At 55.6% G+C, this 22,585-nt stretch carries 18 protein-coding genes; 9 read left to right on the forward strand and 9 right to left on the reverse strand.

Annotated features, from left to right (window positions below):
• The first annotated feature begins 108 nt into the window (after positions 1-108).
• From AB4N44_RS07615 to AB4N44_RS07630, 4 genes are all read left to right on the forward strand, one after another.
• Positions 109-3,621, forward strand: a complete 3,513-nt coding sequence (locus AB4N44_RS07615; RefSeq protein WP_460158201.1) for an NACHT domain-containing protein — start codon at positions 109-111, stop codon at positions 3,619-3,621.
• 870 nt (positions 3,622-4,491) lie between these two features.
• Positions 4,492-4,866, forward strand: coding sequence for a hypothetical protein (locus AB4N44_RS07620; RefSeq protein ID WP_460109438.1), 375 nt, complete (start codon positions 4,492-4,494; stop codon positions 4,864-4,866).
• A 176-nt stretch (positions 4,867-5,042) separates the two neighbouring features.
• Positions 5,043-6,038, forward strand: coding sequence for a tRNA dihydrouridine(20/20a) synthase DusA (gene dusA / locus AB4N44_RS07625; RefSeq protein WP_460109435.1), 996 nt, complete (start codon positions 5,043-5,045; stop codon positions 6,036-6,038).
• A gap of 75 nt (positions 6,039-6,113) precedes the next feature.
• Entirely contained in the window at positions 6,114-6,485 is a 372-nt protein-coding gene (locus AB4N44_RS07630; protein ID WP_460109434.1) for a DUF2388 domain-containing protein, read from the forward strand.
• Here AB4N44_RS07630 and AB4N44_RS07635 read toward each other — a convergent pair whose 3' ends face one another.
• Positions 6,486-7,319: an undecaprenyl-diphosphate phosphatase gene (locus AB4N44_RS07635; RefSeq protein ID WP_150648565.1), complete on the reverse strand. Its 834-nt coding sequence runs from the start codon at positions 7,317-7,319 to the stop codon at positions 6,486-6,488.
• Positions 7,320-7,905: 586 nt separating this feature from the next.
• On the opposite strand from AB4N44_RS07635, the gene AB4N44_RS07640 reads away from it, so the two are divergent.
• The 3 genes from AB4N44_RS07640 to AB4N44_RS07650 all read left to right on the forward strand — a co-directional run bounded on the left by AB4N44_RS07640 (position 7,906) and on the right by AB4N44_RS07650 (position 11,342).
• Entirely contained in the window at positions 7,906-8,646 is a 741-nt protein-coding gene (locus AB4N44_RS07640; protein ID WP_460109431.1) for a winged helix-turn-helix domain-containing protein, read from the forward strand.
• Positions 8,647-8,925: 279 nt separating this feature from the next.
• Positions 8,926-9,558: a winged helix-turn-helix domain-containing protein gene (locus tag AB4N44_RS07645; RefSeq protein WP_122596996.1), complete on the forward strand. Its 633-nt coding sequence runs from the start codon at positions 8,926-8,928 to the stop codon at positions 9,556-9,558.
• 389 nt (positions 9,559-9,947) lie between these two features.
• Positions 9,948-11,342, forward strand: a complete 1,395-nt coding sequence (locus AB4N44_RS07650; RefSeq protein ID WP_007950006.1) for an undecaprenyl-phosphate glucose phosphotransferase — start codon at positions 9,948-9,950, stop codon at positions 11,340-11,342.
• 870 nt (positions 11,343-12,212) lie between these two features.
• On the opposite strand, the gene AB4N44_RS07655 is transcribed toward AB4N44_RS07650, so the two are convergent.
• From AB4N44_RS07655 to galE, 6 genes are all read right to left on the reverse strand, one after another.
• A complete protein-coding gene (locus tag AB4N44_RS07655; RefSeq protein ID WP_460109428.1) occupies positions 12,213-14,291 on the reverse strand; it encodes a YjbH domain-containing protein in 2,079 nt (692 codons plus the stop codon).
• Positions 14,288-15,046 carry a capsule biosynthesis GfcC family protein gene (locus AB4N44_RS07660; protein ID WP_460111594.1) on the reverse strand — a complete coding sequence of 253 codons (759 nt, stop codon included), beginning with the start codon at positions 15,044-15,046 and terminating at the stop codon, positions 14,288-14,290. The genes AB4N44_RS07655 and AB4N44_RS07660 overlap by 4 nt, the downstream gene beginning before the upstream one ends.
• A complete protein-coding gene (locus tag AB4N44_RS07665; RefSeq protein ID WP_460109426.1) occupies positions 15,046-15,711 on the reverse strand; it encodes a YjbF family lipoprotein in 666 nt (221 codons plus the stop codon). The genes AB4N44_RS07660 and AB4N44_RS07665 overlap by 1 nt, the downstream gene beginning before the upstream one ends.
• An 11-nt stretch (positions 15,712-15,722) precedes the next feature.
• The gene (locus tag AB4N44_RS07670) at positions 15,723-16,838 is read right to left on the reverse strand and encodes a polysaccharide biosynthesis/export family protein (RefSeq protein WP_174245072.1); all 1,116 of its coding nucleotides are present in this window, start codon (positions 16,836-16,838) and stop codon (positions 15,723-15,725) included.
• A 90-nt stretch (positions 16,839-16,928) separates the two neighbouring features.
• The gene (locus AB4N44_RS07675; protein ID WP_007910552.1) at positions 16,929-17,165 is read right to left on the reverse strand and encodes a hypothetical protein; all 237 of its coding nucleotides are present in this window, start codon (positions 17,163-17,165) and stop codon (positions 16,929-16,931) included.
• 230 nt (positions 17,166-17,395) lie between these two features.
• Positions 17,396-18,412, reverse strand: a complete 1,017-nt coding sequence (galE, locus tag AB4N44_RS07680) for a UDP-glucose 4-epimerase GalE (RefSeq protein ID WP_127929130.1) — start codon at positions 18,410-18,412, stop codon at positions 17,396-17,398.
• Positions 18,413-18,805: 393 nt separating this feature from the next.
• On the opposite strand from galE, the gene galU reads away from it, so the two are divergent.
• On the forward strand, positions 18,806-19,639 hold the full coding sequence (galU, locus tag AB4N44_RS07685; protein WP_108225788.1) for a UTP--glucose-1-phosphate uridylyltransferase GalU: 834 nt from the start codon (positions 18,806-18,808) through the stop codon (positions 19,637-19,639).
• Between the two features lie 29 nt (positions 19,640-19,668).
• A complete protein-coding gene (locus tag AB4N44_RS07690) occupies positions 19,669-20,073 on the forward strand; it encodes a mannose-1-phosphate guanylyltransferase (protein WP_102902263.1) in 405 nt (134 codons plus the stop codon).
• A 142-nt stretch (positions 20,074-20,215) separates the two neighbouring features.
• Here the strand turns inward: AB4N44_RS07690 and AB4N44_RS07695 are convergent, their stop codons facing one another.
• Both AB4N44_RS07695 and AB4N44_RS07700 read right to left on the reverse strand, forming a co-directional pair.
• Positions 20,216-21,346 (reverse strand): SGNH/GDSL hydrolase family protein, encoded by a 1,131-nt coding sequence (locus AB4N44_RS07695; RefSeq protein ID WP_160041187.1) that lies wholly within the window; start codon positions 21,344-21,346, stop codon positions 20,216-20,218.
• A gap of 186 nt (positions 21,347-21,532) precedes the next feature.
• Positions 21,533-22,579, reverse strand: a complete 1,047-nt coding sequence (locus AB4N44_RS07700; RefSeq protein ID WP_460158202.1) for an acyltransferase family protein — start codon at positions 22,577-22,579, stop codon at positions 21,533-21,535.
• Positions 22,580-22,585 lie beyond the last annotated feature (6 nt).

The following is a 22,585-nucleotide window of genomic DNA, read 5'->3' on the forward strand; positions in this document are numbered from 1 at the left end:
AACCGAACTCTTAGGTGCGGCATTGCTTGTCTGATCATGGCGCGAGAAGATCCGGCGTTAATGTCTGTTTAAGACAAGCCCTTTGAGCGGACGGGAATGAGTAGCTAAATGTCAGAGCTTGGTGGTTCTACAACCCAAGATGGTATTTTTTACCAAAATACGGTAGCGGCGGGATTTCTAGCCGACCTTCTTGATCTTCGCCCTCTCCCCCCTCGAGAGAGGGTGATCGAAGTTCGCCTAGAGGCTCCCGCCGATGTAGACGACATCGTTGTGCGGTACGCCGACGGACATCGGGAATGGATTCAGGCCAAAACACGTGTTCGTATTTCTGGAAATGCGTGGAAAGGTATGTGGGCTGACCTAGCTGCTCAATTCGTAAGCCCAGAATTTGCAGGTGAGGATCGCCTTTTGCTTGTACTGGGTGACGCTGACGATACTGCGCGCTCTGTTCGAGATTTGGCGGAGAGAGCATCAACGGCACCAGACGCAAGAGAGTGGGCAGAGCGCCTGTCAGCTCAAAATAAAAAAGTGCTTTCCGCCATCGAGCCTAATCTGAATAACAATGTCGACGCACTTGAACTGCTCCGGCGTATAACTGTTGAGATCCTGCCGCTTGAGGAAATTGAACGGGCATTCGAGCGACGTCGCCTTGGCACCGCTTTTTCTCTTCCAGTCCATTTTCTGTCAGTGCTACGCGACATCGCCGGAGGTGGGGCCCGCCGCAGGGCACTATTACTTGCTGTTGCGCTTCGCACGAAACTGGCAAACGAATTTGACATAGAATTGAAAGAACCTTCGGAATGGGGACTTCCAGCATACCGATCTACCATTCAGCGACTATCACGGATTGAAATCCCCGGTACGGGTGTTTCTGGAAGTAGCGAAGATCTTTTTGTTTGGCCACGTGCGCGAGATCTCGATCGTTCGGCCCCTGCAGACTTTGAAAATGAAGAGCCTTCCTTGGACTTCTCTAGCGAGAGAAGTAGCGTGGATCTCAAAAGTTTTCCAATACAACACACAGATCGGTACGTAATTGTTGCCGGGCCAGGATACGGAAAATCAGCATTGCTGAACGCGGTCGCAGCTCGGTTAGCTCGCACTCCTTATGTCCCAGTACTTGTACCACTGGCAACATTTGCGGCATGTGATGTTAGCGTTTTAGAATTCCTCGCTATTGAGATCAATCGCGAACTCGACATCCGTGTTGACTGGAGCCGACTTGCTGAGCAGGGCTCTGTAGTTCCTCTTTTCGATGGATTGGATGAGATTCCCTCTAACCGGCGTCTGCCGGTGCTTAATCGTATTGCCACCTTCTCAGCTAGGCATCCGCTTGTACCGTGGCTGATGACGGTGCGTGACCCTGCTGTTATTTCCGGACCAGCGGACGCTCGACTCATTGAGCTAATGCCTTTGGAGAGTTCGGATGTAGTTCGCTTCGCCGATGCAATGAAGAGTCGTATCCCTGATTTGAACAGTTGGGAGTTTGCCCGCCGCCTTGAAGCATATCCAGATGTCGCTCGCCTGGCCAAAATTCCGCTGTTTCTAACGATGCTCTTGGCGTTCACAGGCTCGGCGATGTCGATGCCTCGGGGGAGAGCTGACCTGATCGAAAGCTATCTCAAAACGCTGTTCTCTCCACATGAGCATAAAGCGCTTTTGCTCCCTCCATCCGACACATCTAGTTTGCGTAATGTCGCAGAGGCTTTGGCCTTTGGTCGCTTGGAGGCGCAAGAAATTGGGGCAACAGAACGCGAAGTCCTAGATGCTGCTGCTCGGATTGGAGTGCCTAAAGAATCAGTGGACACGGTCCTCGCCTGTTTGCTAACGCAGGGCGTACTGCGTCGGCAAAGCGCAATCAGATTGCAGTTTCCCTACCCCATCGTTCAGGAATACCTTGCCGCTTGCTACCTTATTCGCGTGCATTCTCAAACGCTTTCACAACGGATTGACGACGCGATACAACGTCCGTGGGCGCAAGTCGTTCAGTTCGCGCTGGAACTGCACCCTCAACCTTCACCTATCATTCGACAGATGTTGGGCCGCCGAGACGATGCATTCTCGACTGGCTTGCGGCTAGTTGCTCGATGTGTTGTCAACGGTGCAAAGGTCGACTCTGCGCTTAGAGATGAAATAGCGACACAGCTCGCCGCAGTGTGGGCCGAGTCATCTTGGTTTATCAGGGAGCGCATAGGTCGTGTTGTAGTCGACGGTTTTTCAAAACCACTCATTCCTGAAATCCGGATCCTGTTGAGCCAATACAGATTGATATCGAGTGGGGCAGGTGAAATCGTGACCCGAACCAACGATCCAATTCTTACTCGCGAAGTCCTGCTCGCCGTGCTTGAAGATGGACTCCAGCGCTTTATGAGTTTGCACTCACTTCAACCAGCAATAGATTGTCTGGGCGATGAAGCAATAAATATTTATATCGAAAAAGCGGCAGATCCGAATATTTCCGAAGAGCAGCTAAGAGGCCTAGCGGACCTGATTGGATCACTAAACCCTGACCGAATCACGCCAGAGCTCGCCCTCAACCTTGCTTGCAACGACGCTTTTACCGACGACTTTAGACTAGAAGCATTCTCTATCGCTGGAAAATCTCTCGACAAAAGGGCCTGGCCAGTTATCGAACGTACAATCCGTTCGGGAAGCGATCATTGGCCAGCTCTCAAGGCCGTATCGAGATGTCCTAATCCAAGGGGAGCCATCTTAAATTTTCTCCGCGATGAAAGCCTTGATCTACTAGTGCGAGAATCTATCGCGGGATCAGTTACCTATATTCTCAAAACTGACCAGGATAGAGTGTCATTCATTAGAGATTGTGCCCAAGATGTAAGCCTATCAGCCAGCCTGCGCTACATCATGTTGCTACTTTCTGCACGTTTTGGCGACGAACAGGCTTTCCGGATTATGGTTGGGAACCTAGCGACTATAGATCTTCGTTTCGCTGAAATGACCATCTCTCTTTTTGGGCATTATCCCATCCGCGATCTAGGGATCGCCGCCGCCACAGCGATAAGAGATAGGGTGAACAATTCACGAGTCGCTGCAGCATTCGCAGACCGCGCCGTGTTAGGTATGACATATATTTTTGAGATGGATAGTTTCGGTGGAGGGGCGCTTATGCCTGCTCCCCCCCATCCCGCACTCGATACATGGGCAGATCTTGTTGATAGTTGGATGGATCTAACCGACACCAGCGAGATACAGCGGATTACAATCGCACTATCTGCGGTGAAACTGGGCTCGTTAGGAGCAATAGATCGCCTGGAGCGGCTAGTTTACGCATTAGGGGATCCAGATGACGCCCGATTCGATGAAGAGGACGAGTATGGGCATAAAATTCGAAGTGCTGTCGACGAATTGCAGCGCAGGAGGAGCCTTCTTCCCCTCTCCTTTGCTGAACGTTTCGCGCGTTGTCAACGGCCAAATATTCCGTTTGCTGGAGTGAACTCTATCGTAGCGCATGGGAACCGCCCTGCGCTCGACCTGCTCATAACACTCTATAACGACCCATCTGTATCTAACCTAAAAAACACCCTGTTTGAGGCAATTGAACCGATCGCTGGCCGCCTCGGGGTTACGGTACTCAGGGCAGATCAACGCTTACAAATTGTTTAGCAAATCGCGTATCCAGTTTAAGCACACTCCGGTTTCAGCACGATATCTGCTCAATTCCAGCCGAATATTATTCCGGATGCAAACTCGTTATTAGCTTCCTGCGCTGATAACGAGGATTCGATTCTTCACCCACAATTATTTTCAAGGATTCCAGCGGAATGGATCACGCCCTCGTCAGCGCTCACCCTTCGCCGTCCTCGGACATTTGAAGAAATGCGGAAAAAAGATCAAATCTAGCCCGCAGGTGAGGAGGGAAGGAAAACGCCCCCCCCGAACTATCTGCAGCAGATGTGCACTCACCATAAAAATGTATGCAGGAAATGGATGGATTGGGGAAAACGAAAAATAATTTTCCAATGCTGAAAAGGGTAATAAGACGGGAATGGCATATAGCCATTGACTATACGCTATTGTGTAAAGAGAATTGCCGCCCTGAAAACTGATCAGGGCATCAGCCGTGGATATGGAATTTAAGTGGTTGGTAATGGAGGGGGTGATGCCGCTCCTTGGCGCAGCCGCGCTTTACACCGTCCTTGGGGCATGTACATACATAGTTTCAACATCCAAAGGGACGTTTGCTTTTCAATGGTCTCAAGCACTCGATTCACTTGGATGGCTGTATGGTGGGGCTATCCTAGCAATGCAGTCAGGGATGAAAGGATGGGATGTCCAGAACGTTGGTGTGCTTCCACAGACTTGCTTTGCTGTCGCGTTCGTGTGTCTGCTAATCTTGATTGCAGCAATGATGGAGAGGGGGAAGGATCCCACTTGGCAGCCTCCAAAGCTGCTAAAGGTATTTTCGTCTCTCCTGGTTGTCGCGATTTTATATGCAGGGTTTGAGACTCAGCTGATCATTAAGGGAGCTCAATTATGAACGCAGGTAAGAAACAAGAGGTCACGCCAAGCAAAAATACACAGCTCAATGAAGCTGATCTTGAGGCGATGCTTCATTACCTGCGGAGCGCTCATCCGAATCCGGAAGACTTAAAGATAAAAAACTTCAAGCGTTTTCTTCTCGATGCTAGAAAGCATGAGGCAGAGGACAAAGACACATCGGGTAAACATAGTGGGATTAAGTGGGCTACAGCACTGAGTGGGTCAGCAGCAGCAGGCTTGGCTACGGCAATCACTGCACCCACTACGCCTATTCTGGTCGTTTTTACCGCTGCTCTTGGATTGCTCGCAGGCTGGGTTGCTGTGACTAAAACCGAGGACGACGTTGTAGGGAACAAAAACGAAGAGTGAGTAAGCCGAATGAAGGCAAGGGGAACGAGGATGAATTAATTTAGAGATTTATTTACATCCCCACTGCTTTAGCGTGTAGATGAGCTTCTCCCCCAGATTGACTTCCCGAATCCCTGCCCAACCTTAAGCCTGATAAACTCCCCTTCTTCCCAGCCCCACCCAATCCAGAACCGCCAATGCCCCCTATCACCGCCACACCCGCCCCACTCTCCCGCCGCTTCTCCGTCGCCCCAATGATGGATTGGACCGACCGCCATTGCCGTTTCTTCCTACGCCTCCTGTCGAAGAACGCCTTGCTCTACACCGAGATGGTCACCACCGGCGCGCTGCTCAACGGCGATCACGAACGCTTCCTCCGTCACAACGAAGCCGAGCACCCTCTAGCCTTGCAGCTAGGCGGTAGCGTTCCGTTGGACTTGGCTGCCTGCGCCCGCATGGCCCAGGAACACGGCTACGACGAGGTGAACCTTAACGTCGGCTGCCCAAGCGATCGTGTGCAGAACAACATGATCGGCGCGTGCCTGATGGGTCACCCGCAACTGGTGGCGGATTGTGTGAAGGCGATGCAAGACGCAGTGACAATCCCGGTGACGGTAAAACACCGCATCGGCATCAACGGTCGGGACAGTTACGCGGAGTTATGCGATTTCGTCGGCACCGTCCGCGATGCCGGGTGCACCAGTTTTACCGTGCATGCGCGGATTGCGATTCTGGAGGGGTTGTCGCCGAAGGAGAATCGTGACATTCCGCCGTTGCGTTATGACGTGGCGGCGCAGCTGAAGGCGGATTTTCCGGGGTTGGAGATTGTGCTGAATGGCGGGATCAAGACGATGGAGGCTTGTCACGAGCATTTGCAGACGTTCGACGGTGTGATGTTGGGGCGTGAGGCTTATCACAATCCGTATTTGCTGGCGGAGGTGGATCAGCAGTTGTTTGGCAGTTCGGCGCCGGTGATCAGTCGGGCTGAGGCGTTGGCGCAGTTGCGTCCTTATATAGCCGAGCATTTGCTGGCCGGTGGGGCGATGCATCACATCACCCGGCATGTGCTGGGCCTGGGCACGGGGTTCCCGGGGGCGCGGAAATTCCGTCAGTTGTTGTCGGTGGATATTCACAAGGCCAAGGATCCGCTGGCGTTGCTGGATCAGGCGGCCGAGTTACTTGAAGGTCGTTGATTGATGGTTTGAGTGTGCGGGCGACGCATGAGCGTTGCCCGGCGTTTTGATGTACTGACAGGATGTCTTTCATTTATGCCCGCGTTTACTTTTTCTGCTTTCAAGCGCTTCACCCTCCTCGCCTTGTTCAGCTTCAATTCCGACGTTTATGCGCACTGCGATGGCTTTTGTATGGGCCGTACCGATACGCCGTGGGAGGTCACGCAGATTTCCGGGCTCACCTTGGTGTCTTTATTTCTCGCACCTTTTTCGGCTAGCCAGGAAACGACCGACAGTCACAAGCGTGTTTACTCCGCCGAGGAGCAGGAAGACGCGCGACTCTATCTGGCCAGCGACGGCATGCTGCAGGCCGCGTATTTCACCTCGGCCTTGCAGCGCTATCGCCAGGATTCGCCGGATTCGGCGCTAAACGATCTCGCCGTTGCGGCGTTGATTAGCGCTCAGTGATCAGGCGGCCGCTGCTGCGGTCCAGTTGACCCAGCCAAACAGCCACGTTGCCAGAATCAACAAACCAAACGCGATCCGGTACCAGGCGAACGCGGCGTAGCTGTGGTTGGCAATAAACTTCAGCAAGCCGCGCACGGCGATCATCGCAAAGATGAATGCGGTGACGAAGCCGAGGGCGAAGACTGGCAGGTCGTTGGGCTGGAACAGGTCGCGGTATTTGTAGCCGGAGTACACGGCGGCGCCGACCATGGTGGGCATGGCGAGGAAGAACGAGAACTCGGTGGCGGCTTTGCGCGACAGGCCGAAGAGCAAACCGCCGATGATGGTCGAGCCGGAGCGTGAGGTGCCGGGAATCATCGCCAGGCATTGTACGAATCCGACTTTCAGTGCGTGAGACCAGCGCATGTCGTCGACGTGCTCGACGCTGATCACATGGCTGCGCTGTTCGGCCCACAACATGATGATGCCGCCGACGACCAGTGCCACGGCGACGGTGATCGGGTTGAACAGGTATTCGTGGATCGCATCGGCGAACAACACGCCCAAGACCACGGCGGGCAGAAAGGCGATCAGCAAGTTGAGGGTGAAGCGTTGTGCATTGCGTTGAGTTGGCAGGCCTTTGATGATTTCGAAGATCTTCGGTCGAAACTCCCAGACAACGGCAAGAATGGCACCCAGTTGAATAATGATGTTGAAGGCCATGGCGCGTTCGCCGCCGAATTCCAGCAAGTCGGCTACGATGATCTGGTGGCCGGTACTCGAGATCGGCAAGAACTCGGTCAGGCCTTCTACCGCACCTAATATCAACACCTGGAAAAGGGTCCAGAAATCCATTAATCCTCCGTCAGAGCGCTCTTGATGAGCGACCGGGTAATAACACTCAGGGGTTGAGTATCTGAAGTTACACAATTGGCGCATATGAAGATCAAAAGATCGCAGCCTTCGGCAGTTCCTACAGGAGAATGCATTTCAAATGTAGGAGCTGCCGAAGGTTCGGGCCGCGATCGGACGATCTTTTGATCTCAAAGAATAGGTCTTATGAATTGCCACACTCAAGCCATGTTAGTAATCGTCGGCTGACGAACTACGCAGAAAATATTTAGGCCTTTCTGCAGAAAAAAGTTGCTCGGACAATAAAGTGTGATCAATATCACATTATGCAGAGATGGCCAGACAGTGGCAGATGGACATAGACAAAGCCATCGCAATAAGCTCAAAATAGTGGCACCATTGCATATCGCCACCATCTAAGCAGTAGTTCACCCCTTCGAGAAAATCAACTAAAAGCTTGAAAAGCTTAATTATTGTTAGAAAACTCGCGAGACACGTCTAAAATCCGCGCAAATGTTACCAATTGTCAGTCACAGATGAGAACCGGTGCTTTAACATCCCGATGTCAGCACTTAATTCGAGTCAATGCATGATGCTCTCAGGGAACTTAGCGACTAGAAGTCCGCGCCCGACAAACGACGAACCCGGTGTTCTTACTCTGGGTCGTACCCGTGGCGTGGCTGAACATTTCAAAGCGCTAGTCGCCCAGCATTTACGCACTGATGTGGCGCTCGAAGCCAATGCGTACACTAGTTCATATCAGTTGAATGAACAGTCTGGTTCGTATCGAGCGATATTCCTGGTTATCGACAGCCCACAGGCCCTCGAAGACAATCTGGCGTTGGTCGAGAACCTGCGCAGCGACAACTTGAAGCCGATCATTTGCGCGGTCATCACCGGTCGCGGCGCCTTCAACAAGATCAAATATTATCTGGCTGGCGCGGATGTTTGTATCAAGCTCAATACCCTTTCCGACGATAACGCCGAGTTGCTGGGGGAGTTCTTCAACAGCGAAGAATGGCAACGCGATATCGATCTGACGCTTGATCCCACCCGTATCTGCCTGATGGGCACCAGCAAGAAACTCGATATCTCGTTTGCCGAAATGAAGATCCTCGAAGCCTTCGCGCAAACCAGCAATCACATTCTGAGCCATGATGAAATCGCCAGCATCATGGGCCTCAACAGCAATTTCTACGACCCTCGCGCACTGGAAAAATCAATCAGTCGCTTGCGTGGAAAAATCAAGGACATGTATGGTACAAACGCGATTCAGAGCATTCGCGGCTATGGCTATCGCCTGCTGCGGGGTCTGATATCGACTGCCTGACTCTCGGGCAGCCTTCCCTTTTGCATACGTACGAAGGATCGTCTGATGCAACCATATAGCTCCCGTTCTGCTTCACGCCTGTTTGAAATCAAGCAATTGAATGAGCGCGACAACACGACCCATAACAATAAAACTCCATAACATAGCAGCAGATCGAGTGGAATTTATCGAGGGCCAATCTTGGGCCCAGACCCTGCCTATCGATTACTTCCGAGGAAGTCATTGCTCGCCTGCCGATTTTTCTTTTAGCCAATTTTGGTGTGTATTTAGGAGAGAGACATGGAAACTAGTACAACCCTCCCAAGGAAATATTTTGTTGTCGTGACTCACAGTACAACGTCGCAACGTGAACTGGAGAGCATGCTGTCCAGTGAACGCTTCAATTCGTTTGAAGGGGTGGATTCGCCCTCTTCCGCTCCAATGGTGATGGAGTTCACATATCCAAACATCAGTCGAAAAAATGTTGCGCGCAGTATTGAACACGATACTCAGCGGATATTGGCCACACTTGAGTCCGAATGGCGGGCAGCGCAATCGGCCAATCCCTTCCAGAATGTCCCGGCGATAAGCGCGGAAACCCGCAATATGCCGCCCGCCATTGAAGGTGATATGCCTGGCAATGAAACCTGGCATCTCAACCCTGATCAGGGTGCACTGGTCAAAGAAGGTGTTGAAATCAGCCTGACTGGCCTGGAAACAGCATTGGTCAGGAAAATGCTCAGCCATGAAGAGCGTGTTGTCAGTCGTGACGAGCTGATTCTCAGCATCGGTCGAGAACCGGAACAATATCGCGGCCTGGAAATGTGCCTGAGTCGCCTGCAAGACAAATTCAAAAGCGCCAGTAATGGTGAGCGACTGTTTCGTGCCGTCAGAAATCGCGGTTATTGCCTGATTCAGGAAGTCGTCGCGTAACCCGCAAGACCTCCACGAACAGAACAAACAGAAAAAGTGCGATTACAAAAACAACAAGAGCACTCTGTTTGGCTAGATCTTCCTCCCTGAATTAAACATTCCCTGCCTCCACCCTCCAACAGTAACAAATACAACATACTTTATTCACCCCTCGCTCTACGACCTTTTCTAACACCCTTCTATTTAATTATTAAAAAGTTGGCACTGTGCCATCTTGTTAGAACTCGTCAGACACCATTCCAGCCAATAACTTAGTCTATTGACTGACGACAGTTCGGCATATCGATGTTGTTACCTCAGGACACTCGTTAGAACAAAAACAATAAGTCTGCATAACAGCTCGGATTTCAACTGTTGAAACCTGAATGGACGTCTTTTGGGGATACCGTATGGATCTTTCTCTAAGTATCAATCGAAGCACAGGCCTCAAGGGACTGACCTTTTGGGGCCAATGGGCGCTGGCACAAGGCTTTGTGGTGACGCTGTTGTTCATACTCGCCGAGCAGCACACCGGGACGGTCGCGTTCTACTACCGGATGTGTGCAACGCTGGCGGTACTGGCGTCGGTGCCGGCTTATACGTTTAGCGGTGTGTATCGCAAGCGTGACAATTACCTGACCGGTCTTGGTCGGCTGTTTATGGGTTGGTCGATGACCATGGCGGCGCTGGCGTGCATCGCCTTTGTCTGCCAGGCCGATGAGCTGTTTTCGCGGCAGGTGATTCTGAGCTGGGCGGTGTATGGCTTCCTCGGCCAGGCGTTTCTCTACGCTCCGCTGCACGCGTTTTCCAAGTACTACCAGCGCTCGCGTAAAAGCGAGCACAAGACGCTGATCGTCGGCACCGGCGAACTGGCGTTGGGTCTGGCGAAGAAGCTCAGCCAACTGGAAAATCTGCCGTTGGTAGGTTTGGTCAGCAATGGCGATGTGTCTGCGCTGGGTTCGGATGCACCGCGCGTGGTCGGCGATCAGGAACAGTTGCTGGAACTGATCGAGGCGCATGACATCCGTCGTTTGTACATCACCCTGCCGTTGTGTGAAGCCGCGAAAATCGAGGCGATTTATGGTGACTTGCTAGGGGCCAACGTTGATGTGGTGTGGGTGCCGGATCTGAACAGTCTGACCCTGCTCAATCACTCGGTGAAGGTGGTGGACGGTCTGCCGGCGATCTACCTCAACGAGAGCCCGCTGACCAGCCGCCCTACTGCTGCTTTGAGCAAGAGTCTGGTCGAGAAAACCGTGGCGTTCCTGGCGATCATCGCGCTGAGTCCGATCCTGCTGATCATCGCGCTAGCGGTGAAGATCAACTCGCCCGGCCCGGTGTTTTTCAAACAGGATCGTCATGGCTGGAATGGCAAGGTGATCAAGGTCTGGAAGTTCCGCTCGATGCGTGTTCACGATGACCGTGATGTGAAGCAGGCCAGCCGTAATGATTCGCGCATTACCGCAGTCGGTCGCTTTATCCGCCGCACTTCGCTGGACGAATTGCCGCAACTGTTCAACGTGTTGCAGGGGCATATGGCCCTGGTCGGCCCTCGCCCTCACGCCGTCGCGCACAACAACTACTACTCGGGGAAAATCCTCGCGTACATGGCGCGTCACCGGATTAAACCGGGGATCACCGGCCTGGCCCAGATCAGCGGCTGCCGTGGTGAGACGGACACCATCGACAAGATGCAGAAACGTGTGGAGATTGACCTGCAGTACATCAACAGCTGGTCGTTGTGGCTGGATCTGAAGATCCTGGTGAAGACGCCGTTTACGTTGTTGTCGAAGGATATTTACTGAGGTTCAGCGCTGCATACCGCAAGGGGACGAAAGTCCCCTTTTTTGTGCGTGGGATTTGGGAGCGAGAGTGTTGTGGAGGGATGCAAAGAACTTGTGGGAGTGAGCTTGCTCGCGAAAGCGGTGGGTCAGGCAACGATGATGCTGACTGTGCTGACGCCTTCGCGAGCAGGCTCGCTCCCACAGGGATTCGGGAATGGTTCGGGATTTATGGCGTGACAGATATCCAATGTGGGAGCGAGCCTGCTCGCGAAAGCGGTGGGTCAGGCAACATTGATGCTGGATGTGCTGACGCCTTCGCGAGCAGGCTCGCTCCCACAGGGATTTGTGGATGGCTCGGGATTTGTGGCGTGATGAAAATCCAATGTAGGAGTGAGCCTGCTCGCGATGGCGGTGGGTCAGGCAACGGGGATGTCGACCGTACGGACGCTATCGCGAGCAGGCTCACTCCTACAGGGGATTTGTGGTTGGTTCGGGATTTATGGCGTGACAGATATCCAATGTGGGAGCGAGCCTGCTCGCGAAAGCGGTGGGTCAGGCAACATTGATGCTGGATGTGCTGACGCCTTCGCGAGCAGGCTCGCTCCCACAGGGATTTGTGGATGGCTCGGGATTTGTGGCGTGATGAAAATCCAATGTAGGCCTTCGCCTGCTCGCGATGGCGGGGGGTCAACTGTACGGACGCTATCGCGAGCAGGCTCACTCCCACAGGGATTTGTGGTTGGCTCGGGATTTATGGCGTGACAGATATCCAATGTGGGAGCGAGCTTGCTCGCGAAAGCGTTGGGTCAGGCAACAGTGATGTCGACTGGTCGGACGCTATCGCGAGCAGGCGAAGGCCTACAGGTTCCAGGGTGTTCGGGAGATCCGCGCTTACTCCGTGATCTTCTCGAAATTCCGATAAAACATGTCCCCTTCCCGGCTATCGGTCATCGAGTGCAGTTGGTAGCTACGGCTGAGTCGCGCACCACCGTCACGGGTCAGTGGGGCCCAGACCAGGTTGGCGCGGCGCATGGTCGACATGCTCATCATTTCGTCGAACGGGATCGACAGGTAGATGCCTTTGTCGAAACTACCTTCGCCATACTCGGCACTGCCCGCCGTGGTGATCGTCGCCCACGCACCAAAACGCACGCCGTTGAAAAACTCCCGCGAGATATCCAGCGTGCCGCCCCAGTCACCGGCCAGATAACGCCCGACGCTCACCGCCGCCAGCGTATCGAACGGCAGATCGGTATACGCCGTGACATGCCCGGTCACCACCGAGTAATCACGCAGGGCAAAACCCTGATCGAAATCGCGCTGACGCACCCAGTTCAGATCCGCGCCCACCGACCAGCGCTCACCGGTCGGGCGGAACAACACTTCACCGCCGACACCGGCAAACATCGATTCCAGATAACCGCCATACACCATGCCATACCAGTCTTTATCCAGTTGCTCGGCATGGCTGACCTGAAACAACGGCATGGTGATGTTAGATGTGGTCAGGTACTGACGCAAATCCGTGCGCACACGCGGCAAACCGCTCGGCGCGTCGTAGGTGAATTTGTCGAAGTTGTTGGCCAGGTTGGCGCTGAGCAAACCGCTCCACCAGGTGTTGCGGTTGAAGCGATATTCGGCGTCGGCATCGGCGCTCAATTGATAGAGCAAGCCATCCGGGCCACCGACGTTCTGCTTGAAGCCCAGCCCCACGCCATAGCTGAAATGCTGCGGTGCTTCGGTGTAGAGGGTCTTCTCGTTATGCGGCATCGCCGGGTTGATCTCGGTGGTGCGGTGCAGCGATTCAAGTGGCTCTTCGTTGTTGATCACCTCGCGGAAGGTCTGACGCGGCACGCTGGTTTCTTCCAGCGGCAAGTCGTAGCGCTTGTTGACCACGGTGAACCAGTCGATGTCGTCGTTGACGCTGTTGTCGAGAATCCGGCTCGCCCGCCCCACAGCCTTGGACGAATGGAAGTAACGCTGCTGCTCGCCATAGACGATCAGCTCGGAATCACGCTGCGTGATGCGCTCGACCTTGTAGCCGGCATTCTGCTGCAAACGCTGCGAGACGTTGGCCCAGTTGACCTGATCCATCGCCGTGGCCGGTGCCTTCGCCGGCAGCGGTTCCGGGGTCGGATCGTAAGTCTTCGCCGGTGCCTTGCGGCTGACGAAATTGGTGTGGAAGGTCACGCCGAACATCGCCGTATTACCGCGTTCCCACGCCGCGCTGACATCGACCGAATCGGTGACTTTGAACACCGCGCCAAGGTTGATCGGCGAGTCCTGCTTGATCTCGTTGTCCTTCGGCTCGTGCTTGTAGTCGTTGCCTTCGAATTCGAGTTTCAGGCTGAGGCGATCCCACGGCGTCTGATAGCTCACGCCACCGAAGAACGACGGCCGGCCACGAAAGTACGAACCCGAGTTGACGTCACCGGTGCCTTCCAGGGCCGGACGAGTATCAAAGCGATCGCTGACGTAGCCCAACGGGTTGTCGATATCGCCGCGATTACCGAGGTAACCCCAGGCAATCCCGGCGCTGAAATCGAAGTTGTCGTAGCGCTTGTTGGCGACGAAAAATTCACTGGAGAACAAACCGGTACCACCGATATCTCGGAAGCCCAGCGCCACGTCGGGCAACCAGTGACTTTCCTGCCACAGCCGGACTTTGACGTCGACCGCCTTGTCCTTATAGCTTTGACTACCGCTGAGGGCCTCCGAGCCGTATGGCCGGTTGGTGATCGCGGTGTAGCGAAACGAGCCTTCGAGCCAGTCCAGCGGCTGCAACGACACGCTGTAGCGACTGTACGGATCGGTGCGGTTGGCGTTGACGCTCAACTCGCCGGCCGGGGCCATGCGCGCGGTTGGCGTCTGCAACAGACCGGTGCCACCGAAGTCATTCTGGGTAATGCGCGGCTCGGCATGCGCCAGACCGCAGGGCAATAACAACACAGCTGCAAAACGTAACTTCAACGAACCACCTCGGCCAGCTGCGTGGCAATAAATTCGGCCAACTGCTGATTCAGTTCAGGAAGAGGCGGATCAAGATCATCATTTTTCAACGGCACCAGAATCTTGCTGCCGGCCACGGGAAAGTGCCCGCTCTCGCGATTCCAGTGGGCGATGCCGACGCGTTGCGAAGCGCCGTTGGGCTGGATCAGCCACAGGTAATCGGCTTCGGCATCGGCCAGAATCGAACAGCCTTGCAGGTATTCACGGGCCTCCTGCAACGGCTGATACGGCAAGTGGCACGGCTCGGCGACGGCACCGAGCACTTGCACTTCGTCGACGCGCTTCGGATAGATCAGACGATCGCCGTCATCGAGGCGAATGTTGCGCGCGAAGCCAACCTCCAACGCCACCGGATCGAGATCGGCGATCTGCCGGCCAGTCACCGGCATCTGCCGCACTTGTTCGGCAATGCGCTGCGCCAGTGCCGCCCGACTCGGCCGGTCGAACAGCATCGACATGCGTTGCAGCACATCCAGATCAAACAGCACACCGACCTTGAGCCGTGTCTGCTGCTCAATCAGCGACTGCCGCAGCAATCCGCCCGCCAGCCAATAGCCTTCGGCATTCGGCACGGCTTCGCTGATCACATCGAGCAAGCGTCCGCCCGGTGGCAACGGGACTGGCCCGGGATTGGCGACATCACCCGACACCGTGACGGCCGCCTGACTCACACTCGCGACCAGAAACAAACTCGCCGACAACATTTTCAGGCGCATCACGGCAGGTGCCTGCGATCAGGGGTCAGTTGCACAACCTTGACGCGCAACTGCGACGTCAGTTGCTGCTCGCTCTGCAAGATGAAACCGTCACGCGGGTCGACCCAGTAGCGATTGGTCGCGCTCAGGCCAATGGCCGGGGCGTCAATCTGCTCATCGACACGCAGCACGGTGTATTCCTTGTCGAGAATCTGCAGGGTCTGTTCGGAACGGCGGGAGAAGCGGCTGTTGACGATCACCCCGACTTCCTGACCCTTGTAGAGGTCGATCCAGCGCCGCGTGGTAAAACCGTCCGCGACGTGGTGCAGGCCTTGCTTGAACGGCGAGTCATCGGCCAGCCGCGTGCCATCGAGATCGCCTTCCAGGCCCAGACCAATGGTGCGCACGGCGAGGCCATTGCGCAGCAACAGCACTTGTTTGCCCGAGGCGACCCAGAACTGCAGGTCTTCACGCTCGCGCACCAGCGCCAGCACCCCGGAGCCGGACGGCGTGGTCAGTTTCATTTGCGGGTAATTGACCCCGGCGACTTCAGCCGCCGACACGTCGACTTCATCCGGGCCGACGACCGCCGCTTTAAGGTTGTTCAACGAAGCGCTCATCAACGGGTTACAGCCGCACAGCAACGAGGCCGCCATCAGGCAGACGCCAACTTTCAAAATATTCAAAGTCGGCGGCCTTATTTGCTGTTGTTACTGTATTCGCTCCAGTTCTTCGCAGCGGAAGCGCCGGTGCCGACAATCGATGCCGACGGCACCAACTGGCTGATCAAGCGATTCCAGCGAGTCACGTTGGCAGGCCCGACGTACACCACGTCCTGAGGACGCACTTCGAAGTGCGACGCGAGCGCCATGGCAGTCGGCGACTCGGCTTCCAGCTGGTAGATCTTCGCCGGTTCGACATCGAGGTTTTCTACGCCGCGAATGACGTACACCGCGTTGCCGTTGGAGGTGGTCTGGCTCAAGCCACCGACCGAACCGAGCACGTCGGTGAGGTTCATCGTCGCGGTCTTGAAACTCAGCGCACGCGGCTGGTTGACCTCGCCCATCACGTAGATGCGCTTGTTGTCGTTGTACGGCAGGTACAGCTGATCGCCGCCCTTGAGGAAGACGTTCTGCAACTCGGAATCCTGCTGATTGAGCGAGTCGAGATTGAGCGGATAGGTGCGGCCATTACGCGTCAGCAGAAGCCCGGACAGATCGGCGTTGTTGGTATCGATACCGGCGGAACCGAGGGCTTCGACCACGCTCAGCGGGTTGGTGGAAATCGCTTGCGGACCGGCCTTGGCCACCGCGCCAGTGACCACGACTTTCTGGCTGGCGAAACGCAACACCGCGACATCGACTTGCGGTTCGGCAATGAACGCCGACAAGCGTTGCTCGATGTCCGAGCGCAGTTGCTGGATGGTCCGGCCGGCGGCCTGGACTTCCTTGATGAACGGGTAATAGAGCGTGCCATCGGAACGCACCAGACGGCCGTTGGCATCGATCTGTTGTTGCGCGCCGGAGGGGGCCGTCAGCTCAGGGTGATCCCACACGGTGATGTACAGAACATCGTTGTTGCCGATGCGGTATTCGGCCGGGGTTGCCAGTAGCTCCGGCGGCAGCGACTCACGCTTTTGCGTGGAGCGATTCATGGCGATCAGCTTGGGTGTGATCGGAATCAGCTCGACCCGGCTGCTTTCGCTGGCACCCTGACGGGTGATGCTACTGGTGCTGAGGTATTGACCGGGGGAAAACATGCAACCTTGCAAAGCGAGACTTGCCAACATTAAAAGATAAACACTACGAGTCATAATGGCACTACGCTATTCAAGGGCGAATCCAAAAACAAAGTCACCCGACTTGCGTCGGGCGACCCTGTACTGCACTAACAGAACTTCCTGTTAGTTATGCGTGCCGGTTGTACCGGTGGTACCCGTCGTACCGGTGGTACCGCCGTTGGCACTGCCACCGCTGTTAGACGCCGCTACAGCACTGGCAACCATTGCAGTACTGGCTGCGGGCGCTTGAGAAGCCGCCACGTTGCCACCTACATTGGTTACCGCTGTCAGCGGTGCTTCAGCGGCGGCAGCCCAGTTGCTCAACATCGTCAACAGGGCAACTGCCATCACTTTTTTCATATCAACTCCTTTCTAACATTCGACCTGTTAAAAAACCGGCCTGAGTTAGCGGTGGTGAGTTCAAGTCCGCAAAAAGCGCGAACAAGATCCGTTGTTCTTTCACAGTCTTACCCAACTGATAAAAGTCGAACGGCAGGTTTATATCTACGGACTTGCAAAAGGCATTGCCAGTGTAATTTCCCGACGTTATCTAACAAGCTGACTGAAAATAACATTGGGTTAAATGGCCATCATCGCAAGTAGCCTTTGGGATGGTTCGATTGCCAGCGCCAAGTGTCGGTGACCATGTCCTGCAAGTTGCGCGTGGCTTTCCAGCCAAGTTCCTTCGCAGCCTTGGAAGCATCGGCCCAACTCTCGGCGATATCCCCGGAACGGCGCGGCATCATCCGATACGGCACCGGTTGCCCGCAGGCCTGTTCGAAAGCGTGAAGCACTTGCAGCACGCTGTAGCCATCGCCGGTGCCGAGGTTCCAGGTGTGAATGCCGGTACGCCCGGAGATCGACTGCAGCGCCTTCAAGTGCCCGTCCGCCAGATCGACGACGTGGATGTAATCGCGCACGCCGGTGCCGTCCACAGTCGGGTAATCATTGCCGAAGATCGACAGCTCTTGCAGGCTGCCGACCGCCACCTGACTGATGTAAGGCACCAGATTATTCGGAATGCCGTTGGGGTCTTCGCCCATATGGCCGCTGGCGTGGGCGCCGATCGGGTTGAAGTAGCGGAGCAAGGCGATGCTCCAGCGCGGCTCGGCCTGGCTGAGGTCACGCAACACGTTTTCGACGATCAGCTTGGACTGGCCGTAGGGATTGGTCGGATTGCCAGTGGGAAAATCCTCGCGGATCGGCATCTGCTCAGGCTCGCCATACACCGTGGCTGACGAGCTGAACACCAGGCGGAACACCCCCGCCGCCGCCATTGCCTGGCACAACGTAATGCTGCCGCTGACGTTGGTCTCGTAGTACTCAAGTGGTTTGCGTACGCTCTCGCCGACCGCTTTCAGGCCGGCAAAATGCAGCACCGCTTCGATGTTGTGCTCGCGGAAAATCCGGTCGAGCAGTGCGCGGTCGCAGACATCGCCGCGGATCATCCAGGCACTCTTGCCGCAGATGGTTTCAACGGCGTGCAATGCGGCTTCACTGCTGTTGCAAAGATTATCCAGCACGACAACTTCATAACCTGCTTCAAGCAATGCAAGTGTGGTATGCGAGCCGATATAGCCGGCACCACCCGTTACCAGAATCTTCATAGCGCGGTCCGTCTTTGGATAAGTGACAAGTTAGCGTGTCAAGCCTTATTGAATAGATATGTGTCACAATCCACACAAACGAGGCGACAACAACCGAAAACAAAACTAGTTCAATGACTGGCAATAAATATTTTTGCAGGTCAGACTGTATTGTCCGCTACTTATTAGCACTCCCCGCGCACTCATCACTATCAACAGATACCGACTAAAAATAACCATCAAGCAACTAACCGACATCTCATAACATTGTCGTGTTTTACCGTCACTGGCATTTGCCATTAATAACCTGACTCGGGTATTAAAGTAAGCCTTCAATCCCACATTGAAACTTGCACGCCCTGTATTAGTGCGCGCATCCGTCGCCTGTGTTCCATGACTGTCCAGGATACTTTTATGATTCGTAAATGTTTGTTCCCCGCTGCCGGCTATGGCACGCGTTTCTTGCCGGCCACCAAAGCCATGCCGAAAGAGATGCTGCCGATCGTCAACAAGCCGTTGATCGAATACGCCGTTGAAGAAGCGCGGGACGCCGGTCTGCAACACATGGCCATCGTCACCGGTCGCGGCAAGCGTGCGCTGGAAGACCATTTCGACATCAGCTACGAACTCGAACACCAGATCCGTGGCACCGAGAAAGAGAAATTCCTCGCCGGCACCCGTGAACTGATCGACACCTGCACCTTCTCCTACACCCGTCAGGTGGAAATGAAGGGCCTGGGTCACGCGATTCTCAGTGGCCGTCCACTGATCGGCGACGAGCCGTTCGCCGTGGTGCTGGCCGATGACCTGTGCCTGAACCTGGAAGGTGACGGCGTACTCACCCAGATGATTGAGCTGTACAAGAAATTCCGCTGCTCGATCGTTGCCATCCAGGAAGTCCCGGCCGACCAGACCCACAAGTACGGTGTGATCGCCGGCGAACTGATGTCCGAAGGCATCTATCGGGTCAACAACATGGTGGAAAAACCGGCCCCGCAAGACGCGCCGTCGAACCTGGCAATCATCGGCCGCTACATCCTCACCCCGGATATTTTCGACCTGATCGCCGACACCCAACCGGGCAAGGGCGGCGAAATCCAGATCACTGACGCGTTGATGAAACAGGCGCAGAACGGTTGCGTGCTGGCCTACAAATTCAAAGGCCTGCGTTTTGACTGCGGTGACGCCGAGGGTTACTTGCAGGCGACCAATTTCTGCTACGAAAACGTCTATCTCAAGGGCCGCTGAGACGGCTCCCTTCACCCAACGAGGCCACCATGAACATTGCACAACATTCCGTAGAGATTGAACGCGAGGTGGGTAACCTCGGGGTGATGAGCTGGTTGTCCCGCCATCAGCCGTTGCCCAGCGCCAACGAAACCTGGCTGGGCACGATTCTGCTGGTGGAGCGGATTGGCGTGTTTCCGGCGTCCGGTGATATCCGCCGGCCGCTGCGTGATCCCTATCCACTGCTCGCGCATTTGAAAAAGCTCTATGGCGAGCAGGCGTTGGAAATGGATGATCGCGATGGTCTGAAAGTGATCTTCAGCGACTGGCGTTTTCGCGTGCGGATTTGCTGCAATGACCCGGCGATCATCATCAACGTTGAGACTCGGTGCGATACGCGGCTGATGCCGCAGAAGATTGCGGAATTGCTCGAGCAGGTCGACGCCTTCGAATAACTCCCCTCACCTGATCGTTCCCACGCTCTGCGTGGGAATGCATCCAGTGACGCTCTGCGTCACACAGCGAGGGGACGCGGAGCGTCCCGGGCGGCATTCCCACGCGGAGCGTGGGAACGATCACCGCTCTGGGGTTTGCGTGTTATTTAGGGGAGGCGTCGCAACGATCCTTGGCGCCGGTGATCCAGCCATAGAAGTAGTCAGCAATCACCTTCCCGCCCGTGGCCGGTACCGGATGAATCTTGTCCGGGCCGATCATCGCAGCGGCGTAGCGTTTGACGTCCGGCCCGAACGCGCACTGCAGATTGGCATACCCCAGACGCTGCTCAAGCGCCCACGGTTCAAGCACCTGCGCGTACGCCGACATCGGATACGCACTGGAGCGCGTGGTGTCCTGACGCATGATCAGGTTGATGCTCGCCTGCGGCTGAATCTCACGCAGCATGCCCACCAGCCCCTGAACGTTCTGCAGATACTGCGCGGGCTTCACGCCGAAGCCCTGATCATTGCCACCGAGCATGATCAGGTAAACATCCGCGGGGATCTTCGACACGGCAGCTTTCCACTGCACCTGCCATTGCGGGTCCTGGTGATAGAAGTCCGCAGACGCCGCCCCCGATGCCGCGAGCTTCGAGACCCGCACGCCATTCTGATCGTTGCTCATCCACAGGCCGAACAACGTCGGCGCGCCCTTCACCACTTCCAGTTTGAAGGACCAGTCTTTCGCTGCCGAGAGGCCTGTCAGCGGTACTTCCTGCACGCCCGAACCTTCAAGCTTCAGGGGTTGCCAGTCTTGCGCGGGAGACCAGCGATAGCGGATCTCGCTGGATTCGCCGTTGCCCAGATAAAGCAGTTTCGCCTGAGTGACAGCGGTATCGATGCGCGGCGTCGGACTCGCATCCACTTGCAACCATGCGCCGGGCCGGCCTGTCACCGTGCGGCTGTCCGGACTCGCCTGGCCCAGGTCTGAAACCTTCCAGTCGCCGCCGAAGTACTTGTCACTGCTGCGGGTGTATTTGAAATGGGTGCCGCCCAGCGCCGCGCCGTGGTTGAAACCGACGTAACCCGGCCCGGCAAACCCCACCTCCCCGGCCACGCGCTGCACCAGTTTGTTCAGGTAAAAATCCTGTCCGGCGCTGTAGCTGTCGCCGATCACCGAGACCGACAAAACCTTGCCAGACTTGCCTTCACGCCACTGCGCAAAACGCTCGCGGGCATCGCCCACCTGAACCACCGACGCTGCGACGGGTTGAGCGTCATCTACTGCCAACATGCAAAATTTCCTTCAGTCTGAAATGGCCCACTGGATGCCGGGAGGTACACAGATCAACTGTAGGAGTGAGCCTGCTCGCGATAGCGGTCTGTCAGTCAGCATTTCATTACCTGACCCACCGCTATCGCGAGCAGGCTCACTCCTACAGGGATTGTGTTCGACAAAGATCCGCTGCTCGCGAAGCTCTTAGCTGTTTTGTGGTTGCACCACCGGAGTGACAGGCGCCAACAGTTTCTTCTTCGCCGCCCGCTCCCCAAGGAACAACACCGAAGTGAAATTGAACCGGCTGAAAACCATCGACAACACCACCGGCCCGAGCAAGCCAAAGCTCAGCCCGCCGAGCACCAGCAAGCTCTCATCCTTCACCCCCAACCGTCCCAGCACAAACCGCGACGTCGCCGCAAACAACACATGAAACAGGAAAATCGCATACGAATAACCACCGAGCCACGTCAGCGCCTTCGACCGTACATCACTCGACAGCAACGCGATGCAAGACACGCAACCCACGGTCAACCCGATCAGACTGCGACGATCGACAATCAGCTCACGATCAATCGCCGCGACATACAACAGCGTCAGCGAAATCAGCACAAACACCAGCGGCCCGATCACCTTGAAGCGCTGCTTCAACACGTCGACATTTTCCTGGCCAATCATCCCCGCCACGAAAAACGGCAACAGGTAAATCGCCCCGTTGATCCCGAACGCATCGAACTTGAACGGCGGCAACAAAAACAGCAGCGCCGCAAACGCAAACAGCCCATACAGCCGCGTCGCCGAACGCAGCATCCCGCGCCACTCCAGCAGCCCGACGAACATGAAAATGATGAACACCGCCTGCAGGAACCAGAAGTGGTTGATCGGCACCCAGAACGACAACAACGCGTCGATCACACCGACATCCTTGTTTACCCCCGGCCCCACCGCCTGCAACACCGAGAACGGTACACCCACGCAAAACAGCGGCACGATCAAGCGCCGAACCTTGCCGCTGAAGAACGCGGAAAAGTCGTTGCCACGAATTTTGTAGATCGAATAGATGTAACCGGAAATGAAGGTGAACAGCGGCATGCGCACGTACACCATCGAGTCGGCGATGACCCGGAACGGCGAGCCGATATCGATCTTCAACCCGCCGCCCAACGGCCCGATGACGTGATAGAGCACCAGCAACAGGCACGCCAGGCCACGCAGGGTTTCAATCTCCAGGGACTTTTTCTTGCTCGACATAAAGCA

This window comes from Pseudomonas sp. S3_C06 (assembly GCF_054667675.1).

Coding starts and splice junctions, on each gene's coding strand:
- AB4N44_RS07690 (WP_102902263.1), top strand. CDS start 19,669: ATGAACATTGCACAACATTCCGTAGAGATTGAACGCGAGGTGGGTAAC.
- AB4N44_RS07660 (WP_460111594.1), bottom strand. CDS start 15,046: ATGCGCCTGAAAATGTTGTCGGCGAGTTTGTTTCTGGTCGCGAGTGTG.
- AB4N44_RS07670 (WP_174245072.1), bottom strand. CDS start 16,838: ATGACTCGTAGTGTTTATCTTTTAATGTTGGCAAGTCTCGCTTTGCAA.
- AB4N44_RS07695 (WP_160041187.1), bottom strand. CDS start 21,346: ATGTTGGCAGTAGATGACGCTCAACCCGTCGCAGCGTCGGTGGTTCAG.
- galU (WP_108225788.1), top strand. CDS start 18,806: ATGATTCGTAAATGTTTGTTCCCCGCTGCCGGCTATGGCACGCGTTTC.
- galE (WP_127929130.1), bottom strand. CDS start 18,412: ATGAAGATTCTGGTAACGGGTGGTGCCGGCTATATCGGCTCGCATACC.
- AB4N44_RS07640 (WP_460109431.1), top strand. CDS start 7,906: ATGATGCTCTCAGGGAACTTAGCGACTAGAAGTCCGCGCCCGACAAAC.
- AB4N44_RS07615 (WP_460158201.1), top strand. CDS start 109: ATGTCAGAGCTTGGTGGTTCTACAACCCAAGATGGTATTTTTTACCAA.
- AB4N44_RS07645 (WP_122596996.1), top strand. CDS start 8,926: ATGGAAACTAGTACAACCCTCCCAAGGAAATATTTTGTTGTCGTGACT.
- AB4N44_RS07675 (WP_007910552.1), bottom strand. CDS start 17,165: ATGAAAAAAGTGATGGCAGTTGCCCTGTTGACGATGTTGAGCAACTGG.
- AB4N44_RS07620 (WP_460109438.1), top strand. CDS start 4,492: ATGAACGCAGGTAAGAAACAAGAGGTCACGCCAAGCAAAAATACACAG.
- dusA (WP_460109435.1), top strand. CDS start 5,043: ATGCCCCCTATCACCGCCACACCCGCCCCACTCTCCCGCCGCTTCTCC.
- AB4N44_RS07630 (WP_460109434.1), top strand. CDS start 6,114: ATGCCCGCGTTTACTTTTTCTGCTTTCAAGCGCTTCACCCTCCTCGCC.
- AB4N44_RS07650 (WP_007950006.1), top strand. CDS start 9,948: ATGGATCTTTCTCTAAGTATCAATCGAAGCACAGGCCTCAAGGGACTG.
- AB4N44_RS07700 (WP_460158202.1), bottom strand. CDS start 22,579: ATGTCGAGCAAGAAAAAGTCCCTGGAGATTGAAACCCTGCGTGGCCTG.
- AB4N44_RS07635 (WP_150648565.1), bottom strand. CDS start 7,319: ATGGATTTCTGGACCCTTTTCCAGGTGTTGATATTAGGTGCGGTAGAA.